This window comes from Phaeocystidibacter luteus, from assembly GCF_008933115.1.
Lineage (GTDB): Bacteria > Bacteroidota > Bacteroidia > Flavobacteriales > Schleiferiaceae > Phaeocystidibacter > Phaeocystidibacter luteus.
Genome location: NZ_WBVO01000001.1, coordinates 1 through 22873 on the forward strand (window position 1 = coordinate 1; position 22873 = coordinate 22873).

Below are 22873 nucleotides of genomic sequence, written 5' to 3' on the forward strand. Positions count from 1 at the left end.
GTTGAGAGAATGAACCATGCTTTAGCAGGTTCATTTTGGGTATATGAATGCTTTCGCACATGCGGATGCGTAGGTAATCGTGTAGCTGACGAACAAAGGGGGAATGCTAGGCACGGTGCTTTAGCGCGTGCCGATTGATCGCAAATAGCCTGGGTTGATGATTCGTTTAAGTCTATATTTAGTCGCTTAATTTCTCAATCTCAATGTACTTGATATGAAGTCTTACATCTTATTATCAGCATTTATAACTTCATTTTTTGGCTATGCTCAAGATTATGATTTACCTGCCACGTACAACTATAATCCTTGGTTTACCAGTTCGGAACATTGGAATGATACCTTAGAGGCGCGAAGGTTTCTTGGGGCCGATAGCATTATTGTTGATTACGAGAGACTGACAACGCAAAAGAAATTACGAATCGAGTATTGGCCGTCTGGAGATATTAAAAGTAAGGCTGTAGTTAGTCAAGTTTTTTTTGCTGATACTGTTTATGTGCTCTCAGCAGATAACCCAACAGATACTCTGGACCTAGAAATTTACTCAGGTTTTAAGGACGTTCTGGATGGTGAGTATATTGAATATTCACATCAGAATCTTTATTTCGGAACTCCTTATGTTATAACTCATGGATTCTTCAATAATGGACGTCAAGTTGGTAAATGGGAAGTTTGGCAGTCCCAATTTGTAACCTCTATGTTGACTTTCAACGATGAAGGTTATCTAGACGGTCCCTATTCAGAATACTACTTGTACTTAAATGGTGAAAAAGGCACGATAAGGCTATCAGGTCGATTTCAACCTAAAAAGCTATCCGAGAATCCTCAAACTTTGAACAGATCAACCGGTCCGATTACTATTTCGCGTCGGATTGGACTATGGAAATTGTACGACCGAGAAGGCGAGGTGATTGAGCAAGTTCAATACGAGAGAGGGGAATAAGCCACTCGCAGAGAAATGAAGAATATGCGTGGTGAAGAGAGAACGCAGGGAGAAAAGACTTATGGAAAATCAGACTTTTGGACTTATAGACTGGCTTGAGGAGAATGAACCATGCTTTAGCAGGTTCATTTTGGGTATATGAATGCTTTTGAACATGCGGATGCGTAGGTAATCGTGTAGCTGACGAACAAAGGGGGAATGCTAGGCACGGTGCTTTAGCGCGTGCCGTTTAACAACCTACTCTGGCATCTCTGACTTTGCCGGTTTTTGATCGTAGTACCTGAAGTTATAATCTGAGAATCTAGGTCTGACAAGGTTTACAACAACGTTCTTTATTTTTTGGTGATATGGAATTGCACCGTAGCGGTTATTGCGACCTTCACTAATTTGGACATGAATGTTATAAAAGACGATTTGTCCTTCCTGATATGGACCGTATATTTTTCCGAATTGAGGGCATTGTCTCAGTGGACCTAAGTTGATTTTTCCAGATTCTGTAGAATTGGAACCATCAATAAATTCATCGCAAACGGTATCTCCATCAAGTATGATCGCTGCGCGCATTGAATCTAATTGTCCAAATTCTAAGTCGTCAAATGGATAAACCGCTAGCGTCACTTCCAGAAAGTCTCGTTCAATAATCATAGTGTTCAGCGAGTCGTATGCATGCAGCCATCGCCGAAAATAATTTAGATATATATCTACGGAATCTCTGAGTATCTGAAATTCGGCGGTTTCACCATTGTAATAGCACTGCAACGAAAGTGAATATTCCTCTAAAAGCGGAACTCCAAGTTCAACTTTGTCATTACGATCGAAAGAATACCTTACAGGTATAGTATCGTTAAAGAAGAAGGCCACGCTATCAGTAGTAAAGTCAATATCGGACCTACTCGGTAAACAAGGGATGCTGTCAATGTGAATTTTGGTCGGTGCAAAGGGAAAATAGCCGTAATACCAAGACTGGGCATTTAAAGGGTTTGTGATTGATAACAAGACCAGCGTCATCATTGAAAGTCTCTTTCCAACATCGAATTTTCTGTAAACAGAGGCCATTAGATTCATAATCTTCTACTCTGGTTCATACCGAATTGGGAGACGTACATCTTCAATCCTTCGGTGATACGGAAATGCATTTCGGGAACCTATCACCCGAACATGGACAGCGTAGAATATAAGGTATCCTGTTGAGAAAGGTTTCTCGAGCTTTGAAATATTGGAGCAATTGATGAGTGAAGACATGTTAATATAACCTCCCTCTTCATTTCTTTGTCTTGGTATCTGAACTTCGCATAACGTGTCATCATCTAAAACGAGTGCTATACGCATAGAATCCAGACGACTTGCGTGCATATGATTCAAGGGATAGTACGCTGGATATGTTTCCAAAGGGAATGCTCCGTTTAGAAGCTTAGAAATTAAATAGCTTGGGAGAGGATTGAATCCTTGAACAGACCTTTTTAAAAAATTGAGCCTCAGTTCTAAACTATCTCGCGTCAGTTCTACATACGATATCGAACCGTTGTAGTAACACTCAACAAGCAATCTTGGATTGTTCGTTAGGGGTATCCCAACATCTACTGAATCCGAGACTCGGAAACAGTATCGAAGAACGATTGAATCTTGGAAAAGAAATACCAAACTGTCGTTAGAAAAGTCAATATTCTCTTCACTTGGCAAATTTGAAAATTCACTTAATGCGGTCCGCACATCCATGTGAGGCATATATCCTCTCACGTTACATTGACCATAAACAACATATGGTAGTAAGAGCAGAATGCCCATGACAAGTCCCAGCCTGTCGCCTCTTGCCTCTTGCCTCAAGCCTATTGAGCCCCCTTCAACGCCAATCCCTTCCAGTCGCCATACATCGCGTTGAAGTGATCGTGTACCTTGTCTAGCCATTCGTTCGTGAGGGTTGCCTTTACACTTTCAACGCTGGGGTAGACCTCTTTCGCATAACGGTAACTCTGACGCATAGGTCCGGCTTCCAACTCAACCATAAAGTGCTTGTCGGTTACGTAAATGACAATTCTGAACGTGGAATGAGGTATCTGTTCGGCTATTCTCATGGCTAGAAACTTACGTGGACTTTCAAGTTTAGGAGTCGGCTGGTGAGGTAGTTCGGCACAGCGTATTGATTTGCCGAGCTCACATCTCGAACCCACAAATAACTCACCGTGTTTCTTGATTCAAATACATTGAAGACTTCCAAACTCACCCAAAATTCGTCGATGTTCTTGTAAAAACTGTTCTTGTATTCCTTGTCTCTCTCTCGAAATACCTTAATAAATCCCAAGTCCAGTCTTCTGTACATCGGACTTCTAAAGGTGTGTGTAAATCTCGGAGTTTGTGGCGCGCCAAACGGAAACCCTCCCGTAACCACAAGGTTGACATTCACCCTGAAAGTTGGGTTTTGTGGTAAGTAATCCTGGAAGAATAACGAGAAGTTGAAGCGCTGATCCGTCGGACGTGGAATGTATCCCGCTCCATCTCCTTCAATATCTTCTTCAACCCTAAAAATGGACAAGCTCGCCCAGCTTTCTACACCCTTTACAAATTCTCCATTCAATCGGGTGTCAATTCCATAAGCTCTGCCTCGAGCTTCGTTCACGGCCGAATAGCGAATCCTGACATTGTCGATCTCATACGGAATCAAGTTATACATGTCCTTGTAGTAGGCCTCCGTGTTCAAAACGAAAGGTCGATCCCACATTTCAAAGGTGTATTTTCCGCCGGCTACGTAGTGAACGGCCAATTGTGCACGAATGTCTGGGTTGATTTCGCCCTGTAGGTCACGCATCTCGCGATAGAATGCGGGCTGATGATAAAGTCCCGAAGCAAAAGTGAATAACCACTTATTCAAATTGGCTGGCCGCCAACTCAAACGCATTCTCGGGCTAGCGGTAAGCTGACCACTCCATGTCCAATACTGACCTCGAACACCGGCATTTAGTCGGTACTGATGTTCGTTTGATTCCCACGGGATGACATAATCTACATAAGCAGTAGAGCGCCAGCTCGTGACAGCTCCGCGTGTATCAAAATTCTCCCAGACCTCTAAGTTCTCATCCGGAATGTAGATGGTGTCGCCACCAGCGATCACGATTTGCGTCGGCTGATGCGTAACCGAATAACCAGCGCTGTCGATGTATTCCCACTCCTTGTAGCGATCCACAATATCTTCCCTTTGAAGGCGTCCACCCCAGTAGAGACTTCCCTTGTCCATATGCATCACGCCTCGGTGACCCACATTAAAGATGATGGCGTCCATGGTATTGCGCGCATACTGGTGAAATCCACCCACCCCACGAACAGAGGCAATTTCACCGAAATCGTCACTTCCCAAATTGGTGTTTAGATCGCCCAAACGGTAAAGTCCAATTACATCGACGTACTCCGTTTCTACAGTTTGATAGGCCGAAGTGTAAAAGCTCAGCGATAGATCGTCGTGAGGAGCATATTCTGTACTTAAGGCGCCAAAGGTGGTGTTGTATTGATAGTTCTCTTGACCTTCGAAGAACACCGTAAGTTGCAATGCTTCTTGGAATGATCCGAATTGAGTGTTTCTCGTTCCTGGTTGTACGCGGTAGTCATTCTGCGCGATGTTCCCCAAGAAGTTGAGCTTCCATTCTTCCGTAATGGTGTATCCCAAGAGTAATTGAGCATCGAAGAAGTTTGATGTGAAATCACCGTCGGTGTCTAGCGCGCCCAACAAAAGTCTGTTGGTTTGATAGCGAATGCCGCCCATTGCCGTCAGTCGTTCATCTTTAGATCGGCCACCAAGTGCAAGCTGCCCTCCAAGTAAACTTCCTCTAAACGTGCCCTCGAACTCCTCCGGCTCCTTGTAGGTGATGTCGAGAACCGATGACATCTTATCCCCATAAATTGCACTGAAACCGCCGGCAGAGAAGGAGATGTTGTCAACCATATCGGGGTTTATGAAAGACAAACCTTCTTGCTGGCCTGCTCGAACTAGGAATGGACGGTATACTTCGATACCATTGAGATAGACCAGGTTTTCATCAAAGCTCCCGCCTCGTACGTTGTATTGCGAGGAGAATTCGCTTCTGCCAATTACTCCGGGGAGTGTTCGAATCAATCCTTCTACTGAACTCTGAGGTCCAGCGATGGCTTGGAGGTTTTTCGAATCGAGTTCTGTGTTGCCTGTCTGCGCGCCACCTTCGCTGCGCACGTCGATTTCCTCGAGATACTCGCTTCGTTGTATGGTTATCGAAACTTCGTATTCTCCTGTTACTTCTGGGATATAAATCGTGTCGGTTTTGTAACCCACGCGTCCCAAAATGGCATAGCCGGGGAAGTCGGCCGGCGCCGTAATCCTGAATTGACCATTGTCATTTGAATAGGTGGAGAGGTTGCCAACGACAATAAGAACTTGTTCTACTGGCTCGCCGTCGACATCAGAAACGGTACCCACGATAGTTTGTGCGGTGCCGAGGAAAGGAAAGAGGAGCAGGAGTAGGAGATACCGCATCTATTAGTCACTAAAATCGCCTCGCTGAATGGCCTTAAAGAATTCATTCCAAGCGAATGGGTCGGTAAGTCGACCTAGCAATGCCGCGCCGCCATTGGCGCCATAATATCTTCCCTGGTTGTACAAGTTGTAGTTCTGCGACTTGATAACGTAGTTGCCAATTTCCCGAGCGTCATAGCCCATTTCTTCGGCACGTTCTTTCAGTTGCTGAATGGCGAGATTGCGCTGGGCAATGTCCATTTCCGTGGTCGGAAGATTCATTGCCAAGAGCTCGCGTTGAAGGTTTTCCGGGCGCGGCCAAGGATAAAGTATGATTTCCGCAATCTCGTATGCTTTCCATTTCAAGGTTACAATCGAGAGGTAACTCTTTCCCTCAAGAGTGTCGGGAACCCAAAGCTTTTGCGATTCGAAACTAAAATGACTGAAGACAATAGTATCATTCGGAAGGGCGGCTATGCTGAAGAATCCATCCTCACCACTTTCTGCGAGAGTCGCTTTTCTACCTTTAACATATACCACTGCATTCGGAACGAATTGCGACAAAGAGTCGTTCGTCATAATCGCTCCAGATACTTGGATGACGTCAGGCCGAGACTGAGCTTTGGTAGTGTCTCTCGACTGCGATTGCTCTTGCTGTGCCATAGACATGACAGATGCAAGCATCAAAAGCGGAATGAAGAGGTGTTTTAGTTTCATGTAGCGTCAAAGTTACGCAAAACGCGAAGGTCTAACGAATCGAATACGAAAACGGTATGCGAACTTCGGTTTTATTGTTTCTGTCATCTGTAACAATGACTTTGAATTCGTGTTCGCCGTTGGGTATTCGATTTGACAACTCAACCTCGAGCAAGTCGTACTTCGCGTCGTAGCTCATCAAATGCCATTGTCCGTCGATATAGCAGTCATACGATTGAATGCCCGAAAGGTCGTCTGTCATTTTGAGTTTGATGACGCTTCCGGTAGACAGTTGCTGACCCGAACGAATTCCCGAAAGAACACGAACCGCGGGAGGCACAGAGTCCACCATAAGTGTGAAGTTGCCCATGGTTCTTACACGAGCCTCGATGAATGGCTGGCTATTGTGAATCTGTACATCTCCATCCCAAGAATCAGGGCTGTTCAAGTTGTCATCCAAAGAAACGACTACCGCTTTACTGTGATATTTAACAGGCACATCCGCCAATGAAAGTCCCACGCGATAGTGCTTGTGAACAGGAATTCCCGTTCTACCGATTTGATAAATACTCCCGTAGCAGAAGTCAAGTCCGCTTCTAATCGTCGTATCCACATCTGCAGATTCATAGAGTACATCAATTCCCAAATTGGCGTAAAAGGAGCCCCAATCAATGTTGAAGACAGAGTTATGCGGAATCTGTAGGTCGCTTGAGGTGCTAGAGCTATCGGCTAACGCCTCATACCGAATGGATCCATTCAGAAGGGTCACATTGCCGGCAACGTCGGAGATTTTCCACTGAAGGTCGTATGAGGAATCTGCCTCGACAGTAAGGATGCCGTTCTGTTCTGTTCCGCTGTACATGCGCAATGCGTTACTCGGTAGAATCCACATGCGATTGATTTTCTTGCTACAGCAATCGTATAGGTCGTAATCGATATGTGCATTTAGGTACCTCGTTTCAGCAAATGCAAATCGCTCTGCACGAAACTCGTTTGTTTTGGACCCATTTACGAATTGCTCGATTTTAAACGGCCCGTTGGAGTTCCAGGCTCCGTCGAGTCGATCAATCACATCGATGGCAAATCCAATTTGACCTGCACCTCGTTGCGTCCAGCGGAACGCATATTCTCCATTGCGAATAGTTCTGAGAGACAGCTCAGTCCGAGCATGCCGTTGGTTAAGGTGAGATTCAGCGTTTAGGGGATATGCATATACACCGCGAACTTCGGGTGTTCTATGGTCGTCAATTTCGTACCCAAAGAGCAGCGGGTTAATGGGTTCTTCTGTTCTCGAATCTCGAATCTCAAAATGGAGGTGAGGACCACCGCTTCCGCCAGAGTTACCGCTCTTTGCGATCACATCGCCTTGCATAACCGGAAAAGTGCCGGCGGGAGGAAAGAGATTGACATAAAAGGATTTCTGAGCATATTGCTTCTCTTCAACCCATTTCTGGATATCGGCATCGAAAGATTGTAGGTGAGCGTACACGGTGGTGTACCCATTGGGGTGCCTCACGTATAGCGCATTGCCATACCCATAGGGCGAAACAGCGATGCGTACAACCTCGCCTGATGCGGCGGCGCGTACGTTCAAGCCTTCTACCCCTTGTGTTTTGATGTCGATTCCGGCATGGAAGTGATTGCTGCGCAGCTCGCCGTAGGTGCCCGATAGAATTAAGGGAATGTCGAGTGGACTTTGAAAGTAGTTTTGGGGATATTGAGCTTGAATTAAGTTGCTGAATATCAGGGTTAAAACTGTAATACGTAGGTATTGAATCATAGAGTCACTCGGGAGTAAAGGGGTGTAAAAGTTCTTCAAATAACGGAAGAAGCGCGAAAATTAGTGGAAATGATTGTGTTCATAAGCCTCCTTCGTTACTTTTGCTCTAGACCGGAGCGTTAAACTATTTCATGAACCCAACCCTCCAACTTGCTGATAATGTTCGCCGTAAGTTACAGACACTTGCGGAGAGATACGATGCCCTGAAGGCTGAGAACGCTGCGTTAAAGTCGGCGGTCGATGAGCTCAAGGCAAATAAGAGCGAGATGGAATCGGAGATGGATGGATTGAAAGAGTCGCTTCGACAGGCAAGAATGGCTGGCGCCCTACGAGGAGAAACTTCGGAGGCAACAGAAGAAACGAAGGCTACGATTGCCGAGTTAGTGCGAGAAATCGACAAGTGCATCGCGCTGCTCAATGCTTAGACCGGAGGTCATGGATCAAACACTCAAGATAAAAGTCAACATAGCCCAACGCGTTTACCCGCTTACCATCCGTAGAGATGAAGAAGAGAGGGTACGCAAGGCTGTAGCCGCCATAAATGAGGCCGTAAAACGCTTCGAAGAGCGGTATGCAGTTTCCGATAAACAGGATGTGTTGGCGATGTGTACCCTTCAATTTGCCACTCAATACTTAGGATTGAAGCGAGGCGAAGAAGGCGTGATTGCTCCTTTGGAAGAAGCGTTGAAAGGGTTGGAAGAACAACTCGATGCAGCTCTGAAGTAGCAAGCGTTCTTATCATAAACAAGGGTTTAACGATACCCCCGCACTGATGCCCCAATGTGCTAAACTCAACAGTTACACTAATATGAGGTGCAACTCGGATAAGTAAGAGCAGGCCGTATCCCGCAATCGCGGGAATGTCATACCGACAACAACGGAAGGTCGAGCTTAGCTGGTCATCTCAGATCCTGTCTATTTTGGAGTTTAGACAGTTATGCATCAGTGCGGGCTTTTTTTTTAATACTACCATCATCATGGATATTACAGTGATTATCGCAGCCATCGCCGGCCTCGCAGTTGGGGTTGGAATTGGTACGGTTATCTTCAAAGCTGGACTCAAGAAAAAGGGTTCCGCAATCATAACAGAGGCCGAGAAGGAGGCCGAGTCTATCAAAAAAGACAAGATTCTTCAAGCCAAGGAGAAGTTCCTTGAGCTCAAGTCAGAACACGAGGCGCAAATCGCAAAGCGCGAAGCAAAGATGCAAGAGCGTCACGATAAGCTTAAGTCACGCGAGCGTTCTGCCTCCCAAATGCTTGAGCAAAATAAGCGCAAGGAGAAGGACGTCGATCGCCTCAAGCAACAGCTCGAGCGCAAGTTGGAAGCGAATGAGCGTAAAGAGAAAGATCTCGAGCGCATGCACCGCCAGCAGGTAGAACAACTTGAGGTTATTTCAGGCCTTAGCGGTGAGGACGCAAAAGCACAACTTATGGAAGCGCTTCGCGAAGAGGCGAAGACAGAGGCGGCGGCGTCAATCGCCAACACCATCGAAGAGGCGAAGCTTACCGCGAATCAGGAGGCAAAGAAAATTGTCATCCAGACGATTCAACGCACTGCTACAGAACAGGCAATCGAGAACGCCGTTTCCGTGTTCAATATTGAGAATGACGACGTTAAGGGCCGTATCATCGGTCGCGAAGGTCGTAACATTCGTGCCCTAGAAGCTGCTACAGGTGTGGAGATTATCGTTGACGATACTCCAGAAGCCATTATCCTTTCGTGTTTCGATCCAGTTCGACGCGAAATCGCGCGCTTGTCGATGCACAAGTTGGTAACTGACGGGCGTATCCACCCTGCGAGAATTGAAGAGGTTGTTTCAAAAACATCAAAACAAATCGAGGAAGAGATTGCCGAAATTGGCAAGCGCACAGCTATCGATCTCGGAATTCACGGTCTGCATCCAGAGCTTATCCGAATGGTGGGCCGCATGAAATACAGAAGTTCGTACGGACAGAACCTCCTACAACACAGTAGAGAAGTGGCGAACATGTGCGCCGTTATGGCAAGCGAATTAGGATTGAACCCTAAGCTCGCAAAACGCGCAGGCCTACTACACGATATTGGTAAAGTGCCTAGCGAAGAAACGGATCTTCCACACGCTATCCTCGGCATGCAAATGGCCGAGAAGTATGGTGAGAAGCCAGACGTATGTAATGCGATCGGTGCTCACCACGACGAAATTGAAATGAAGAGCCTCATTTCACCAATCATTCAAGTTTGTGATGCAATCTCAGGTGCTCGTCCAGGTGCTCGCCGCCAAGTGGCTGAATCTTATATTCAGCGCTTGAAGGAACTAGAGGACCTCGCTATGAGCTTCCGCGGTGTAGAAAAGGCCTACGCCATCCACGCGGGTAGAGAACTTCGCGTGATTGTTGGAAGTGAGAAAGTTGGAGATGCCGATGCTTCACAGATTTCATTCGACATCACACAAAAGATTCAGAATGAAATGACCTACCCAGGTCAGGTTAAGGTTACCGTAATCCGCGAAACTAGAGCCGTAAACGTTGCCAAGTAATATCGAGCATACACGCATTTTGCAACTGAACGACCTCCGAGAGTTTCTTTCGGGGTCGAGGAACATCGTTATTACCAATCACATCAATCCCGATGGCGACGCCATGGGAAGTGCATTGGGACTTCAGCACTTTTTAAAGGGGCGCGGACATGACGTACGCGTTGTTGCTCCGAATGAACCGCCTCCCTTCTTGAGATGGCTGCCAGGATATGATGATGTGATTATGGCCGATGTCCAAGCAGAACTTGCTCAGAACGCTTTCGAGGAGGCAGACGTGATTTTCGTTCTGGATTACAACGCCATTCACCGAGGAGGTGAAGCCATTCAGAACTGGATTCAAGCATCTAAGGCCAGGAAGGTAATGATTGACCATCACCGAGAACCAGATTCGTGGCCTGATGATATGTACTCTGACACCGCCAAGGGCAGTACGGCCGAGATGGTTTTCGATCTCATACAATGGTGGGATGGAGATAAAGAGTTGTCCTCTGATATCGCCAATTCGCTATATGTGGGCATAGTAACCGATTCAGGTTCATTTAGATTTCCCTCCACTACACCCGCAACACACAGGGCTGCAGCGCGATTACTTGAGGCTGGAGCCGATCCTTCCAATATCCATGACAAAGTATACGACGTCAACACACGTTCTCGTTTGAAGCTCTTGGGTATCATGTTGGATAATATGGAAGTGCTTGAAGACAAAGGGATTGCTATTCTGCATCTCACGGCTCCAATTATGCAACAATGCAACTATACCAAGGGTGACAGCGAAGGCTTTGTGAATTATGGTTTGAGTTTGAAAGGCATACGCGTTTCTGTCTTTTTCAGAGAAGATGGCGATAGAACGAAGTGCTCTTTCCGCAGTAAAGGTGATGTTGACGTGAACACTTTTGCGAGAAATCACTTTAATGGAGGCGGTCACTTAAATGCCGCTGGTGGCATATTCGATGGAAGTGCAACCCAAGCGATTCAGCATTTAAAGAAAGCATTAGAATCCGACAATTTATGAGACTATTTCTCTTCGCATTTTTGGGATTGATGATGAGTTGTCAGTCTACCCAAGAGAAGGGTAGAACCGGCAATCAAAGTGATCAACTATCTCCAAGCGAAAGAAGAGAATTGTTGATTGAGCAGAATCTTGGAAGAGTTCAAGAGGAAAAGGCTCAGATTGAAACCTATATCGATTCAAGTGGCATTGCATGGGAAGAAACCGGAACCGGTCTTCGCTTTGTAATTGTGGAAAGAGGAGAAGAGGCGCAAATTGCAGAATCGGACATCGTTCAACTCAATTATAACTTACGATTGCTTGACGGAACGGAACTCGCCTCAAGTAAAGAGGACGGACTATACACCGTCAGAGCGAATAAGGATAACAATGCGGTAATTGGACTTCATGAAGCTTTGATGAACTTGCATCGAGGCGACTCTGCAATTGTTCTAATTCCAAGCCACTTGGCATTTGGAATTGCTGGAGAGGGCAATGTTCCTCCAATGAGTTCAGTACTGTATTATATGAGAATTTTGAAATAGAATAATCATCAATGAAGACGAATATGAATTACCTACGTCTGATTAGCTTGAGCCTCCTTCTAGGTATGGGCTCGGCTTGCAACGGAAACAGTGAGAGTGCTTCAAGCGAAGCGTCGAACAATGAGTCGGCTGACGCTACCACGCAGGTGGAAGAAAAGGCAAATGAGCCGTATGAGCGTTACATCACCACGCGTGTTGATACCAATTTCATGGTAAATGGAACCGAAGTAGGCGTTCCAAATGGCGTTTACGCTTTCTTCAAAACAAGCCAAGGAGAAATCCTCGTTCGCTTGTATCACAATGCTACTCCGCTCACAGTTGGAAACTTTGTTTCTCTTGCGGAAGGAACGAACACTATGACCAACGTAAAGCAGGGTCAACCTTACTACGACGGTATCGTTTTCCACCGTGTTATTCCTGACTTCATGATTCAAGGTGGAGATCCACAAGGAAACGGAAGCGGTGGTCCTGGATATAGCTTCCCTGACGAGTTTGTGGATACTTTGATTCACGACCGCGCAGGTATTCTTTCTATGGCGAATGCAGGTCCTGGCACGAACGGCTCGCAGTTTTTCATTACAGATAAGCCGACGCCACACTTGAACGGCAGACATACCGTGTTTGGAGAAGTGATGGGCGGATTGGATATCGTCGCTAAAATCGCTCGCGTACCGAGAGGTCGTAACGATCGTCCAAACACACCTGTTGTTATGGAGTCGGTTAAGATTTACCGTATAGGCGAGGACGCAAAAGAGTTCAACGGTGCAGAGGCACTTGAGGATGGAATCGCTGAAATTGAGGCTGCAAAGAGAAGAAAAGAAATGCTTCGTGTTGAGCTTGGTAAGAACTGGACAAGAGCATTTGACTGGTACGATGACGGCGTTCTTGATCAGGAAGAGTTCAAGGAAGAGTACGTTGAGTGGAGAGAAGACGACATGGAGAAAACGGAAAGTGGCTTGGGGTATATCGTACTCGATGAAGGCGATGGTCCTGAAGTACGCATGGGAGACCTTTTGGAGATTGATTATGTTGGCTACACAACCGACGGAAAGATCTTTGACAGTTCACTTGAAGAAATGGCTGTGATGGCCGGAGTGTACAATCCACAACGTCCTTATCAGCCTTTGCGACTTTCTGCAGGTACTGGTCAGGTTATCCAAGGTTGGATTGAAGCTACGCTCATGTTCAAGAAAGGAACTCACATTCGCCTAATCATCCCGCCAAACTTGGCGTGGGGTAGTCGTGAAGCTGCTGGTGGTGCCATTCCACCAAATTCGACCGTAATTTTTGATATGTACATCCACGAGTAAGATGACAAACCCAGGATTATACGTAACCTTCGAAACTTCTAAGGGCAACATCGTTGCCGAGTTGTTTTACGATAAGACGCCTCTAACCGTAGCCAACTTTGTTGGACTCGCAAAAGGGGAGCTAGAGAATAAGGTGAAACAAATGGGAGAGCCGTACTACGACGGCCTCACGTTTCACCGTGTTATTGCCGACTTCATGATTCAAGGTGGAGATCCACAAGGAACAGGAGTAGGTGGACCAGGTTATCAGTTTGGGGATGAGTTTCATCCTGAGCTCAAGCACGATGGACCTGGGAAACTGAGTATGGCCAATGCAGGTCCGGGAACTAACGGAAGCCAGTTCTTCATCACACATGGAGCTACAGAGTGGCTCGACAACAAGCATACGATTTTTGGTCAGGTAATTGAAGGTCAGGATGTAGTTGACGCCATCGCTCAAGGTGACACCATGGATAAATTGGTAATTACCGCCGTAGGTTCAGACGCTGAGAGCTTCGAAGCCGCTAAGGTTTTTAATGAAGCTATGGAGTCTAAAAAGAAGGCTGAAGAAGATAAGCGCAAAGCCGAAGCTGAAGCCTTGAAGGATTTGGTGGCAGGAATGAAGCAGACGGATTCAGGTTTGTTCTACAAGACCCTAAAAGAGGGTTCGGGCAAAGTTCCAACCAAAGGTCAGCTTGTTTCCGTGCATTACACTGGAAAGTTGAAGAATGGAACCATGTTCGACAGCTCTTATCAAAGAGGTCAGCCTATTCGCTTCCCGGTTGGAGTTGGACAAGTTATCCCCGGGTGGGATGAAGGAATCATGCTCCTCAAGGAAGGTGAGCGCGCGAAGTTTGTAATTCCAAGTGAACTTGGATACGGATCGCGTGGTGCAGGCGGCGTTATTCCGCCAAATGCAACCTTAGTATTTGAGGTTGAATTGGTTCAGATTCACTAGAACATCAATCTTCCGTTTTGTACGGAATCGTCTTTAACACGTGCTCGATTGCTTTCAATCGGGCACTTGTTTTTTCATCTGCTTCGATTCGTATCCACGGGGCCAAATCGGTGCTCGTTTCTTTGAACATTCGTTGCTTGTAGACCGTGTATTTGTCCCATAAATGCTGGGCCTTCTCATCTACAGGTGTCATTTTCCAACGTTTGAGCGGGTTGCTCTTTATGTCATCGAACCTCCGTGCCTGCTCCTCTTTTGTGATCGAGAAGTAAAACTTGATCAAGTGGGTGTTTGATTCGATTAACATCCGTTCGAAGTCGTTCACTTGCGACATGAATCTCTCGTACTCCAACTCGGTACAAAAACCGTTCACAGGCTCAACTACTGCCCGGTTGTACCAGCTGCGGTCAAAGAATACAATCTCACCCGGTTTGGGAAGGTGATTGATGTACCGCTGGAAGAACCATTGTCGACTTTCGTCCTCTGTCGGTTTATCTAAAGCGATGATGCGATAGTGACGAGGGTTGATATGCTTCGTGATCCTGCGAATAGCTCCGCCTTTGCCGGCGGCATCCCTTCCTTCAAAAAGGATAACAACCTTTTCTCCATTTTCAATCACCCAGTGTTGAAGCTTGATTAGCTCTTCTTGAAGATGACGAAGAATGAGCTCATAGCGCGCTTCATGGAGTGCTTTCCATACATCCGTATGCTTGGATTTGAGTAAGAAGTACTTCCCAATTTTGGAGTTGAGGATATCCAGATCCTCTTTGGTAAGTGTTTTTTCGGCTGTGTTCATCAGATATCAATTTGAACGGCACCTCTGTGGTAACGCACTATTATGTTGGGGTCAGGAAGTAGGTTTATGCCCGATTCACCCTTTCCGTCATATTCGAATTGCGACAATACATAGCGCATGCTTTCAAGACGAGCTTCGCGTTTGTCGTTCGTTTTTACAATCATCCAAGGGCAGAAGTTGGTGTGTGACTTGCTGAACATCTGTTCTTTGAAGTGTGTGTACTTATCCCAAAGCTCCTGTCCTTTCATGTCAACCGGACTAAATTTCCAACGCTTCAGCGGATTCTCAAGTCGGGATTCGAAGCGGCGCTTTTGTTCGTCCTTCGAAATGGAGAACCAAAACTTTATGATCTTCACATTGTCTTCGTAGAGTAGGTGTTCGAACTCGGAAACCTGTTCGATAAACTTTTGATACAGCTCTTGGGTGCAAAAGCCCATTACTGGTTCTACAACAGCGCGGTTATACCAGCTTCGATCAAAGAAGACGATTTCCCCAGGGTTTGGTAACTCTTTGATATATCGTCGAAAATACCATTGCCCGCTTTCTACTTCTGTAGGCTTAGACAAGGCTACTACTCTCGATGTTCTGGGGTTCAAATGCTCTTTGAATCGTTTGATGGAACCTCCTTTTCCGGCGGCATCTCGACCTTCAAAAATCACGGCAACGCGCATTTTGTTTTGGGCCACCCACTTTTGAAGGTTAACCAGTTCGGTTTGCAGCAGATTCAGTTCTTTCTCGTATCGAATATTCCGAACGGCTTTTGATATATCGATATCGTTTTCTTCAGCAATGCTCATTAACTCCTTTCGCGAAGAAGCATTGAGCAGCTGTTCGGCGGTGAATTTTGCCATTTTCAAATAGAATCGATGGTTGATGATTCGCGTGTATACAAGGATAAGGAATTGAGGGGAGGTGGGGGATGATATTCGTCATGTGGGAGATGGGGGTGGGAGGCGACAAACTTGATAGCGGCATGGGCTAAAGCCACAAGCGTGTCATCGAGGAAGGGTCCAAGGTCACGGGCTTTAGCCCTGACCGCTATTGATTTAGGATTTTGTTGCAGGTTGGTTTGAGCGGCATGGGCTAAAGCCACATGCCTGAAATCGGGGATTTGGTCGGTGGTAGTTATTTATGATTTCTTGTGTGTTTCGGATGAAGGTGATGGAATGCCCTATACTTTGACTAGGCAACCTGAACGATCACATGAAGGGTAGATCTAAGGTCACGGGCTTTAGCCCTGACCGCTATTGATTTAGGTTTTTGTTGGAGGTTGGTTTGAGCGGCATGGGCTAAAGCCACATGCCTGGAATCGGGGATTTGGTCGGTGGTAGTTATTTATGATTTCTTGTGTATTTCTGGTGAAGGTGATTGAATGCCCTATACTTTGACTAGGCAACCTGATCGATCACATGAAGGGTGGGATCCAAGGTCACGGGCTTTAGCCCTGACCGCTTGTGATTTAGGATTTTGTTGCAGGTTGGTTTGAGCGGCATGGGCTAAAGCCACATGCCTGGAATCGGGGATTTGGTCGGTGGTAGTTGTTTATGATTTCTGGTGTGTTTCGGAAGAAGGTGATGGAATGATCTAGGCTTTGACTAGGCGACCTGATCAATCACATGAAGGGGGGATCTAAGGTCACGGGCTTTAGCCCTGACCGCCCCGTTATTAATTATGGCCGTTCAGGCTAAATTAAAATACGCATGTTATTTGGCTGTGAGATTCGGCACTTTGAATTTCCACATGGTAGTTTTGCCTTTACCAAACCTTTCATATGTCCAGAAACTCCAAATCAGAAATGGTGTACCACATTGTGTGGAGCACCAAGAACCGTTTACCGTTCATTGATCAGAACAACTTCAAGATAATTGAAGATTCAGTTTTTCAGATAGCAATCGAGAATCATTGCTATCTCTATGCATGTGACGGATGGAATGAGCACGTGCATGTGGTTATCAGGGTATTGCCTGAAATACAACCTTCCTCTTTAATCGGTCAGCTTAAAGGGAAATCTGCGTTCCTTGTCAATAAAATTCTTGAACCCATACCGAAGTTTAAATGGCAGAATGGATACTACATTCGCACGGTTGGCTATGGCGAACTGAAATCGGTCATACGATATGTGAAAAATCAACGGAATCATCATGGGAATGGTGATACCGGTGAGAGCGGCATGGGCTAAAGCCACAAGCGTGTTATCGAGGAAGGATCCAAGGTCACGGGCTTTAGCCCTGACCGCTTGTGATTTAGGATTTTGTTGCAGGTTGGCTTGAGCGGCATGGGCTAAAGCCACATGCCTGGAATCGGGTATTTGGTTGGTGGTATTTGTTTATAATTTCTTGTGTGTTTCGGATGAAGGTGATGGAATGCCCTATACTTTGACTAGGAAACCTGATTGATTACATGAAGGGTAGATCCAAGGTCACAGGCTTTAGCCCTGACCGCTATTGATTTAGGTTTTTGTTGGAGGTTGGTTTGAGCGGCATGGGCTAAAGCCACATGCCTGGAATCGGTAATTTGGTTGGTTATAGTTATTAATGATTTCTTGTGTATTTCTGGTGAAGGTGATTGAACGCCCTATACATTGACTAGGCAACCTGATCGATCACATGAAGGGTGGGATCCAAGGTCACGGGCTTTAGCCCTGACCGCTATTGATTTAGGTTTTTGTTGGAGGTTGGTTTGAGCGGCATGGGCTAAAGCCACATGCCTGTTATCGGAGATTTGGTCGGTGGTAGTTGTTTATAATTTCTTGTGTGTTTCGGATGAAGGTGATTGAATGCCCTATACTTTGACTAGGCAACCTGATCGATCACATGAAGGGTGGGATCCAAGGTCACGGGCTTTAGCCCTGACCGCTATTGATTTAGGTTTTTGTTGCAGGTTTGTTTGAGCGGCGTGGGCTAAAGCCACAAGCGTGTCATCGAGGAAGGATCCTAGCTCACAGGCCTCATCCCTGACCGCTACAAACAACAATTATCCATGAAGCCCCCTCTCAAAACGGCACCACCAACAACCTCTGAACCAATTCATCCTCACGGAAAACCCATGTTAGGTCATAACCCCCAGCGCCATCGCTGCACGGTTTTGTGAAGATGTAGTAGGGTGGGTAGTAGGCAGTGGAGTATTCGTCGTGATGAGTCTCGTAAATATCTGAAGATAAGTGCGTTGGGATGAGAGAGCGGTTTCCAAAGTACACGAGGGTGATTGAATCCACTTGAGAGCGTGGCAAAGTTCCGTCGGTGCCCCAATGTGGCTCATCCAAATAGGAATAATCCGTCCAGTTTTTCATGATGGATACAATCGCGTGTCCTGAAGAATCAAAATCGGAAGTGTATTCGAGTAAATTGACCTGATCTGGTGTCATTAAATCATCAATGTACCATAGGTCCTCCTTGGAGATATAGCCTTTGTAAGTTGTGGTTTTGACAGAAGTGTCAACTCTAGCTCGAGAGAGGGTGTCATTGTCGTACTCCACGATATGCCAATCCTCATACTCCTCTGCATCCCAATCGTAGATGTAGATGGCAAAGCCCACTTCCAGCTTGTCCAACACCTCTGAGTCTTCATTAGGTGCTGCACGAAGGGCTGTCGGATTTACGATAATCGCAACCTGGCCCTTTCCGTTAATCGATAACATGGAGAACGCAATTAACATCATCCATGTGGCGAATCCGGCCTCAAACCTGTAGCCTGACTTTCTCACCCTTTAACTGTACTACGTTTAGATTCCAACTCCATCATAATATCGCGAAGCCGCGCAGCCTCAATGAAGTCCAATGCCTTTGCCGCTTTTTCCATTCGCTTGCGGGTATCGTCAATGGCTTTTTGAAGATCTTCCTTAGTGTCGTATTGAATAGGCTTCTCACTAAAGTCAATGCGCTCTACCTCATCCATGACAGTGCTCTTAGCAACGCGGCTGCCTGCGAGGACACTATCCACGCTCTTTTTCAGCGCTTTTGGTTCAATGCCGTGTGCTTTATTATAGGCTTCCTGAGTCTCTCTACGGCGCTCTGTTTCGTCGATGGTTTTTCGCATGCTGTCGGTGATCTTATCCGCATACATAATTGCCAATCCATTCACGTTACGAGCGGCACGACCAATCGTCTGCACTAGGCTTCGTTCCGACCTCAAGAATCCTTCTTTATCAGCATCCATAATAGCTACGAGTGAAACCTCTGGGAAATCCAGTCCCTCGCGAAGTAGGTTTACTCCAATGAGGACATCAAATATTCCCAAACGCAAATCACGCATAATTTCTACGCGTTCAAGCGTGTCAACATCACTGTGGATGTAGCGACAACGCACGCCATGGCGCGTGAGGTACTTCGTGAGTTCCTCAGCCATTCGTTTCGTTAGTGTGGTGACAAGAACTCGTTCGTCAATTTCCGCCCGCTTGTTGATTTCCTCCATGAGGTCGTCAACCTGACCTTCACTAGGTCGGATTTCTATTCGCGGATCGAGTAGGCCAGTCGGACGAATAAGTTGTTCTGTATATACTCCACCTGTCTTCTCCATTTCGTACTCAGCCGGAGTCGCACTCACGTAGAGTACTTGGTTCTGAAGCATTTCAAACTCCTCGAACTTGAGTGGACGGTTATCCATGGCTGCTGGTAAACGGAATCCATACTCCACGAGGTTTTCCTTTCTGCTTCTATCTCCGCCATACATGGCACGCACTTGGGGCACAGTAACGTGGCTTTCATCTATCACCATGAGGAAATCCTCTGGGAAGTAATCGAGAAGGCAGAACGGTCGAGTACCGGGCTTGCGACCATCCAAGTAGCGAGAGTAGTTCTCAATTCCCGAACAGTAGCCCAATTCCCGAATCATCTCTAAGTCAAACTCAGTGCGCTCTTGCAGACGTTTTGCCTCAAGTGGACGTTGCTCATTCTTGAAAAATTGAATCTGATCCATCAAATCATCTTGAATCTGATGTATCGCTTGATTTAGCTTGTCCTTTCCCGTAACAAAGATGTTCGCAGGAAATAGCCGCAAGTGCTCAAATAGCTCAATTCTCTCGTTGGTATCAGGGTCCCAGCTTTCAATTCGCTCGATTTCATCACCCCAAAAATGAAGTCGGTAGTAGATGTCGGCATACGCCGGAAATACATCAACCGTATCCCCTTTAACTCTAAAGTTACCGCGCTTAAACTCGGCAGTAGTTCTAGAATACAAGGATGAAACGAGCATGTGTAAGAATTGATTTCGCGGGATTACTGTCCCAACCGAAATCTCAATAATAGAGTTGTTGAATTCTTCGGGGTTACCTATACCGTACAGACAACTCACCGACGCAACCACGAGGACATCGCGCCGACCAGAGAGCAGGGAAGAGGTGGTACTCAGACGTAGCTTTTCAATTTCGTCGTTGATGCTCAGGTCTTTCTCGATGTACGTTCCACTCGTGGGAATGTAAGCTTCGGGCTGATAGTAGTCGTAATAACTCACAAAATACTCAACCGCATTGTTTGGAAAGAATTGCTTGAATTCCCCGTAAAGCTGTGCGGCAAGTGTCTTGTTGTGACTAAGTATGAGCGTGGGCCTTTGAACCTCCTGAATCACGTTGGCTACGGTAAATGTTTTACCTGAACCCGTAACACCAAGAAGCGTCTGAAACTTGTCGCCCGAATTTATTCCAGCCGACAATTCCTTTATAGCCTGCGGCTGATCGCCTGTGGGCGAGTACTCACTGACGATTTTAAAGTCCATTATTCCTTCTCTCCTTCCTCAGCGTTATTCTCAGTTTCTGTGGCTGAATCATCAGCTTTAGGTTCTTCAGCTGGTGCCTCTTCCTCCGCTGGTGCTTCATCGATCTTTCTGAGCAATTTTAGTTTGTCTTTCAACAATTCAACTTGCTCTTTTTGTCGGTCGATATTCTTTTGCGCCTCCTTAACCAGTGGGTTATCTGGATTGCTGTGTGCGAAGAAGCCCATGTTGTTTTCAAGCTGACGAAGTTCTTTCATGGCCTCGTCAATTTTACGACGTAAGGCATCCTGTTCGCGCTCCATGGCTCTATCGTCTCCATCTTGAGCGATGTGTTGAACTCGATTCTCGAAACGAATCATTGCGCTCTCTTTCTTGTCGATTTTGAGCGTTTTGAAATGCTTGTCAAGTACAGTATTGAACTTGCCCTCGATGTCTTTTTTGTCTCTTGGAACCGGACCAATAGCCTTCCATTCTTCAATGAACTCTTTGAGTGTATCCACACCTTTCTTGCCCTTAGGCTCAAATGCTTCAACTTTCTCGAGAAGTTTCACTTTCGATTCAAAATGACCTTCGAATTCCTTGTCGCGTTCAGAGTTCTTTGACTTCAATCTTTCAAAGAAGTGATTACATGCTGCTCGGAATTCGTTCCAAACTTTGTCGCTTTCGGCGCGCGGTGCAAAACCGATGGTTTTCCATTCGCGCTGGAGTTTTTTCAACTCGTTTGCCGCATCTCTCCAGTTGTCGCTTTCCTTCAGTTCCTCAGCTCTGGCAAGAAGTGCCTTTTTCTTATCTAGATTTTCACGCTGTTCGCGCTTCAACTCTTTGTAAAAGGCATTCTTGGTTCTGTTGAACTTGCGATTGATTTCGCTGTATCGCACCCAAAGCTCATCGTTACCAGGTAGATTAATTCTGCCCTGCTTTTTGAAGGCATCGCGCAATTGGTTCATAGCCTGAATTGCAGACTGCCAATGGCGGTGGGTCTTGAATTTACTCAGGTCTAACGCTTCCATTTCATCCACAAACTGCTTCTTCTGGGCGAGGCGTTCTTCGCGAGAAGCCTTGAGTTCCTCATAGTATGCGTGTCTCTTTTCGTGGATGAGCTTGGTGGATTCAGAGAACTTCTCCCACATCGCATCGCGGATGTCACGTTCAACCGGACCAATCTCCTTCCACGACTTGTGGAGGCGTTGAAGCTCGGTGAATGTTTCCGGACTTACTTCCGTTTTGGCGAGCTCTTCTGCTTTCGTAATAAGCTCTTCCTTAGCTGTTTGATTCTTCTTGAAATCTAGTTCGCGAAGTTCATTGCTGATACGCAGGAAGTCGTAGAACTGGTCTACATGGAAGTGGTAGTTATTGTAAAGGTCACGAGACTCCGCTCTTGGAACTGGGCCCGTATTTCTCCAGCGTTCTTGGAGGTCTCGGAACTGCTTGTATTTGTCTTGAGCAGAACCTTCGGCACCAGGAATCTCCTTGATGGTCTCAATGATATTCTTTTTCACTTGAAGGTTGAGCTGTAGCTCTTCTTCGAGTTTTTTCCTGTAGTTGCGACGACGATCTCTGAACTCGCCATAAAACTGGCGGAACTTGTTGCGATCTGGTTGATCGTAGTGAAAGTCGATTTCCACTCCACCATTGGCCAGAAACTCTTCTTTCTTTTCATCGCGCTCGGCATCTAGTCTTTTGAGTAGGGCCGTTCGGATAGCCTCGATGTGGTTCTTGGCTTTGCGAATGTCGTCTTGCTTCGACCAATGTTCGGCGGCTGTGAGGAGCTCTTCGTTCTTTTGATGGTCGTAGTCTGGAAGTTCCTCGTGCTGATCGGCATATTGATCATCCTCTTCATGCTCATCGGTATGAGGGTCATCCTCATCAGAATCCTCTTCAGAGGCCTCCGCTTCGGTTTCCGCTTGCACCGCTTGGGGAGTTTCCTCTTCGTTCGGCTCTTCAGCTTTCACTTCGGGCGTTTCTGCTTCGCTTTCGCTTGAATCTTCGTCAGGAACATTACTCGTTTCCTCGGCTGAATTTGTTTCCTCAGCACGTTCCTCTACACGCTCATTTTGAGGTGTTTCGGGGTTCTGCTCCGACGATTCGTTTTTCGTTTCGTCGTTCTTGTTTTCCAACATGGGTCTCAGTTTCAATCTAAGCTGAAAAGATAGGGAAACTCGGTGGGCTGAGAAAAGGTATCGTTAGG

19 protein-coding genes are annotated in these 22873 nt (G+C 46.3%); 9 read left to right on the top strand and 10 right to left on the bottom strand.

All coding sequences use genetic code 11. The features are described 5' to 3' along the window. Positions 1–214: 214 nt before the first annotated feature. Positions 215–940, top strand: a complete 726-nt coding sequence (locus F8C67_RS00005) for a toxin-antitoxin system YwqK family antitoxin (protein ID WP_151665729.1) — start codon at positions 215–217, stop codon at positions 938–940. A 237-nt stretch (positions 941–1177) separates the two neighbouring features. On the opposite strand, the gene F8C67_RS00010 is transcribed toward F8C67_RS00005, so the two are convergent. The 5 genes from F8C67_RS00010 to F8C67_RS00030 all read right to left on the bottom strand — a co-directional run bounded on the left by F8C67_RS00010 (position 1178) and on the right by F8C67_RS00030 (position 7890). Next, positions 1178–1996, bottom strand: coding sequence for a hypothetical protein (locus F8C67_RS00010; protein ID WP_151665730.1), 819 nt, complete (start codon positions 1994–1996; stop codon positions 1178–1180). Between the two features lie 770 nt (positions 1997–2766). Further along, positions 2767–3012: a hypothetical protein gene (locus F8C67_RS00015; RefSeq protein WP_151665731.1), complete on the bottom strand. Its 246-nt coding sequence runs from the start codon at positions 3010–3012 to the stop codon at positions 2767–2769. A 2-nt stretch (positions 3013–3014) separates the two neighbouring features. Beyond that, positions 3015–5435: a TonB-dependent receptor gene (locus tag F8C67_RS00020; protein ID WP_151665732.1), complete on the bottom strand. Its 2421-nt coding sequence runs from the start codon at positions 5433–5435 to the stop codon at positions 3015–3017. 3 nt (positions 5436–5438) lie between these two features. Beyond that, positions 5439–6131, bottom strand: coding sequence for a peptidase associated/transthyretin-like domain-containing protein (locus F8C67_RS00025; RefSeq protein WP_151665733.1), 693 nt, complete (start codon positions 6129–6131; stop codon positions 5439–5441). 31 nt (positions 6132–6162) lie between these two features. Then, positions 6163–7890 (bottom strand): M23 family metallopeptidase, encoded by a 1728-nt coding sequence (locus F8C67_RS00030; RefSeq protein ID WP_151665734.1) that lies wholly within the window; start codon positions 7888–7890, stop codon positions 6163–6165. A 131-nt stretch (positions 7891–8021) separates the two neighbouring features. On the opposite strand from F8C67_RS00030, the gene F8C67_RS00035 reads away from it, so the two are divergent. The 7 genes from F8C67_RS00035 to F8C67_RS00065 all read left to right on the top strand — a co-directional run bounded on the left by F8C67_RS00035 (position 8022) and on the right by F8C67_RS00065 (position 14186). Then, positions 8022–8315, top strand: a complete 294-nt coding sequence (locus F8C67_RS00035; RefSeq protein WP_151665735.1) for a hypothetical protein — start codon at positions 8022–8024, stop codon at positions 8313–8315. 10 nt (positions 8316–8325) lie between these two features. Then, positions 8326–8616, top strand: coding sequence for a cell division protein ZapA (locus F8C67_RS00040; protein ID WP_151665736.1), 291 nt, complete (start codon positions 8326–8328; stop codon positions 8614–8616). A gap of 251 nt (positions 8617–8867) precedes the next feature. Next, positions 8868–10406, top strand: coding sequence for a ribonuclease Y (rny, locus tag F8C67_RS00045; RefSeq protein WP_151665737.1), 1539 nt, complete (start codon positions 8868–8870; stop codon positions 10404–10406). After that, complete coding sequence (locus F8C67_RS00050; RefSeq protein ID WP_151665738.1) at positions 10396–11418, top strand: DHH family phosphoesterase; 1023 nt, start codon at positions 10396–10398, stop codon at positions 11416–11418. Before rny ends, F8C67_RS00050 begins: the two co-directional genes overlap by 11 nt. Further along, on the top strand, positions 11415–11939 hold the full coding sequence (locus tag F8C67_RS00055; protein WP_151665739.1) for an FKBP-type peptidyl-prolyl cis-trans isomerase: 525 nt from the start codon (positions 11415–11417) through the stop codon (positions 11937–11939). Before F8C67_RS00050 ends, F8C67_RS00055 begins: the two co-directional genes overlap by 4 nt. Before the next feature lie 23 nt (positions 11940–11962). Further along, entirely contained in the window at positions 11963–13249 is a 1287-nt protein-coding gene (locus F8C67_RS00060; RefSeq protein WP_170266293.1) for a peptidylprolyl isomerase, read from the top strand. A gap of 1 nt (position 13250) precedes the next feature. Further along, positions 13251–14186, top strand: a complete 936-nt coding sequence (locus F8C67_RS00065; RefSeq protein WP_151665740.1) for a peptidylprolyl isomerase — start codon at positions 13251–13253, stop codon at positions 14184–14186. A gap of 4 nt (positions 14187–14190) precedes the next feature. Here F8C67_RS00065 and ppk2 (F8C67_RS00070) read toward each other — a convergent pair whose 3' ends face one another. After that, the gene (ppk2, locus tag F8C67_RS00070) at positions 14191–14979 is read right to left on the bottom strand and encodes a polyphosphate kinase 2 (RefSeq protein WP_151665741.1); all 789 of its coding nucleotides are present in this window, start codon (positions 14977–14979) and stop codon (positions 14191–14193) included. Beyond that, positions 14979–15776: a polyphosphate kinase 2 gene (gene ppk2, locus F8C67_RS00075; RefSeq protein ID WP_223277502.1), complete on the bottom strand. Its 798-nt coding sequence runs from the start codon at positions 15774–15776 to the stop codon at positions 14979–14981. The genes ppk2 (F8C67_RS00070) and ppk2 (F8C67_RS00075) overlap by 1 nt, the downstream gene beginning before the upstream one ends. Before the next feature lie 974 nt (positions 15777–16750). On the opposite strand from ppk2 (F8C67_RS00075), the gene tnpA reads away from it, so the two are divergent. After that, entirely contained in the window at positions 16751–17158 is a 408-nt protein-coding gene (gene tnpA / locus F8C67_RS00080; RefSeq protein WP_151665743.1) for an IS200/IS605 family transposase, read from the top strand. Positions 17159–17971: 813 nt separating this feature from the next. Here tnpA and F8C67_RS00085 read toward each other — a convergent pair. Genes F8C67_RS00085 through F8C67_RS00095 form a run of 3 tightly spaced genes read right to left on the bottom strand, consistent with a single transcriptional unit; the run spans position 17972 to position 22805 of the window. Then, positions 17972–18682 carry a hypothetical protein gene (locus tag F8C67_RS00085; RefSeq protein ID WP_151665744.1) on the bottom strand — a complete coding sequence of 237 codons (711 nt, stop codon included), beginning with the start codon at positions 18680–18682 and terminating at the stop codon, positions 17972–17974. Then, on the bottom strand, positions 18679–20688 hold the full coding sequence (gene uvrB / locus F8C67_RS00090) for an excinuclease ABC subunit UvrB (RefSeq protein WP_151665745.1): 2010 nt from the start codon (positions 20686–20688) through the stop codon (positions 18679–18681). The genes F8C67_RS00085 and uvrB overlap by 4 nt, the downstream gene beginning before the upstream one ends. Continuing rightward, positions 20688–22805, bottom strand: coding sequence for a DUF349 domain-containing protein (locus F8C67_RS00095; protein WP_151665746.1), 2118 nt, complete (start codon positions 22803–22805; stop codon positions 20688–20690). The genes uvrB and F8C67_RS00095 overlap by 1 nt, the downstream gene beginning before the upstream one ends. Between the last annotated feature and the right edge of the window lie 68 nt (positions 22806–22873).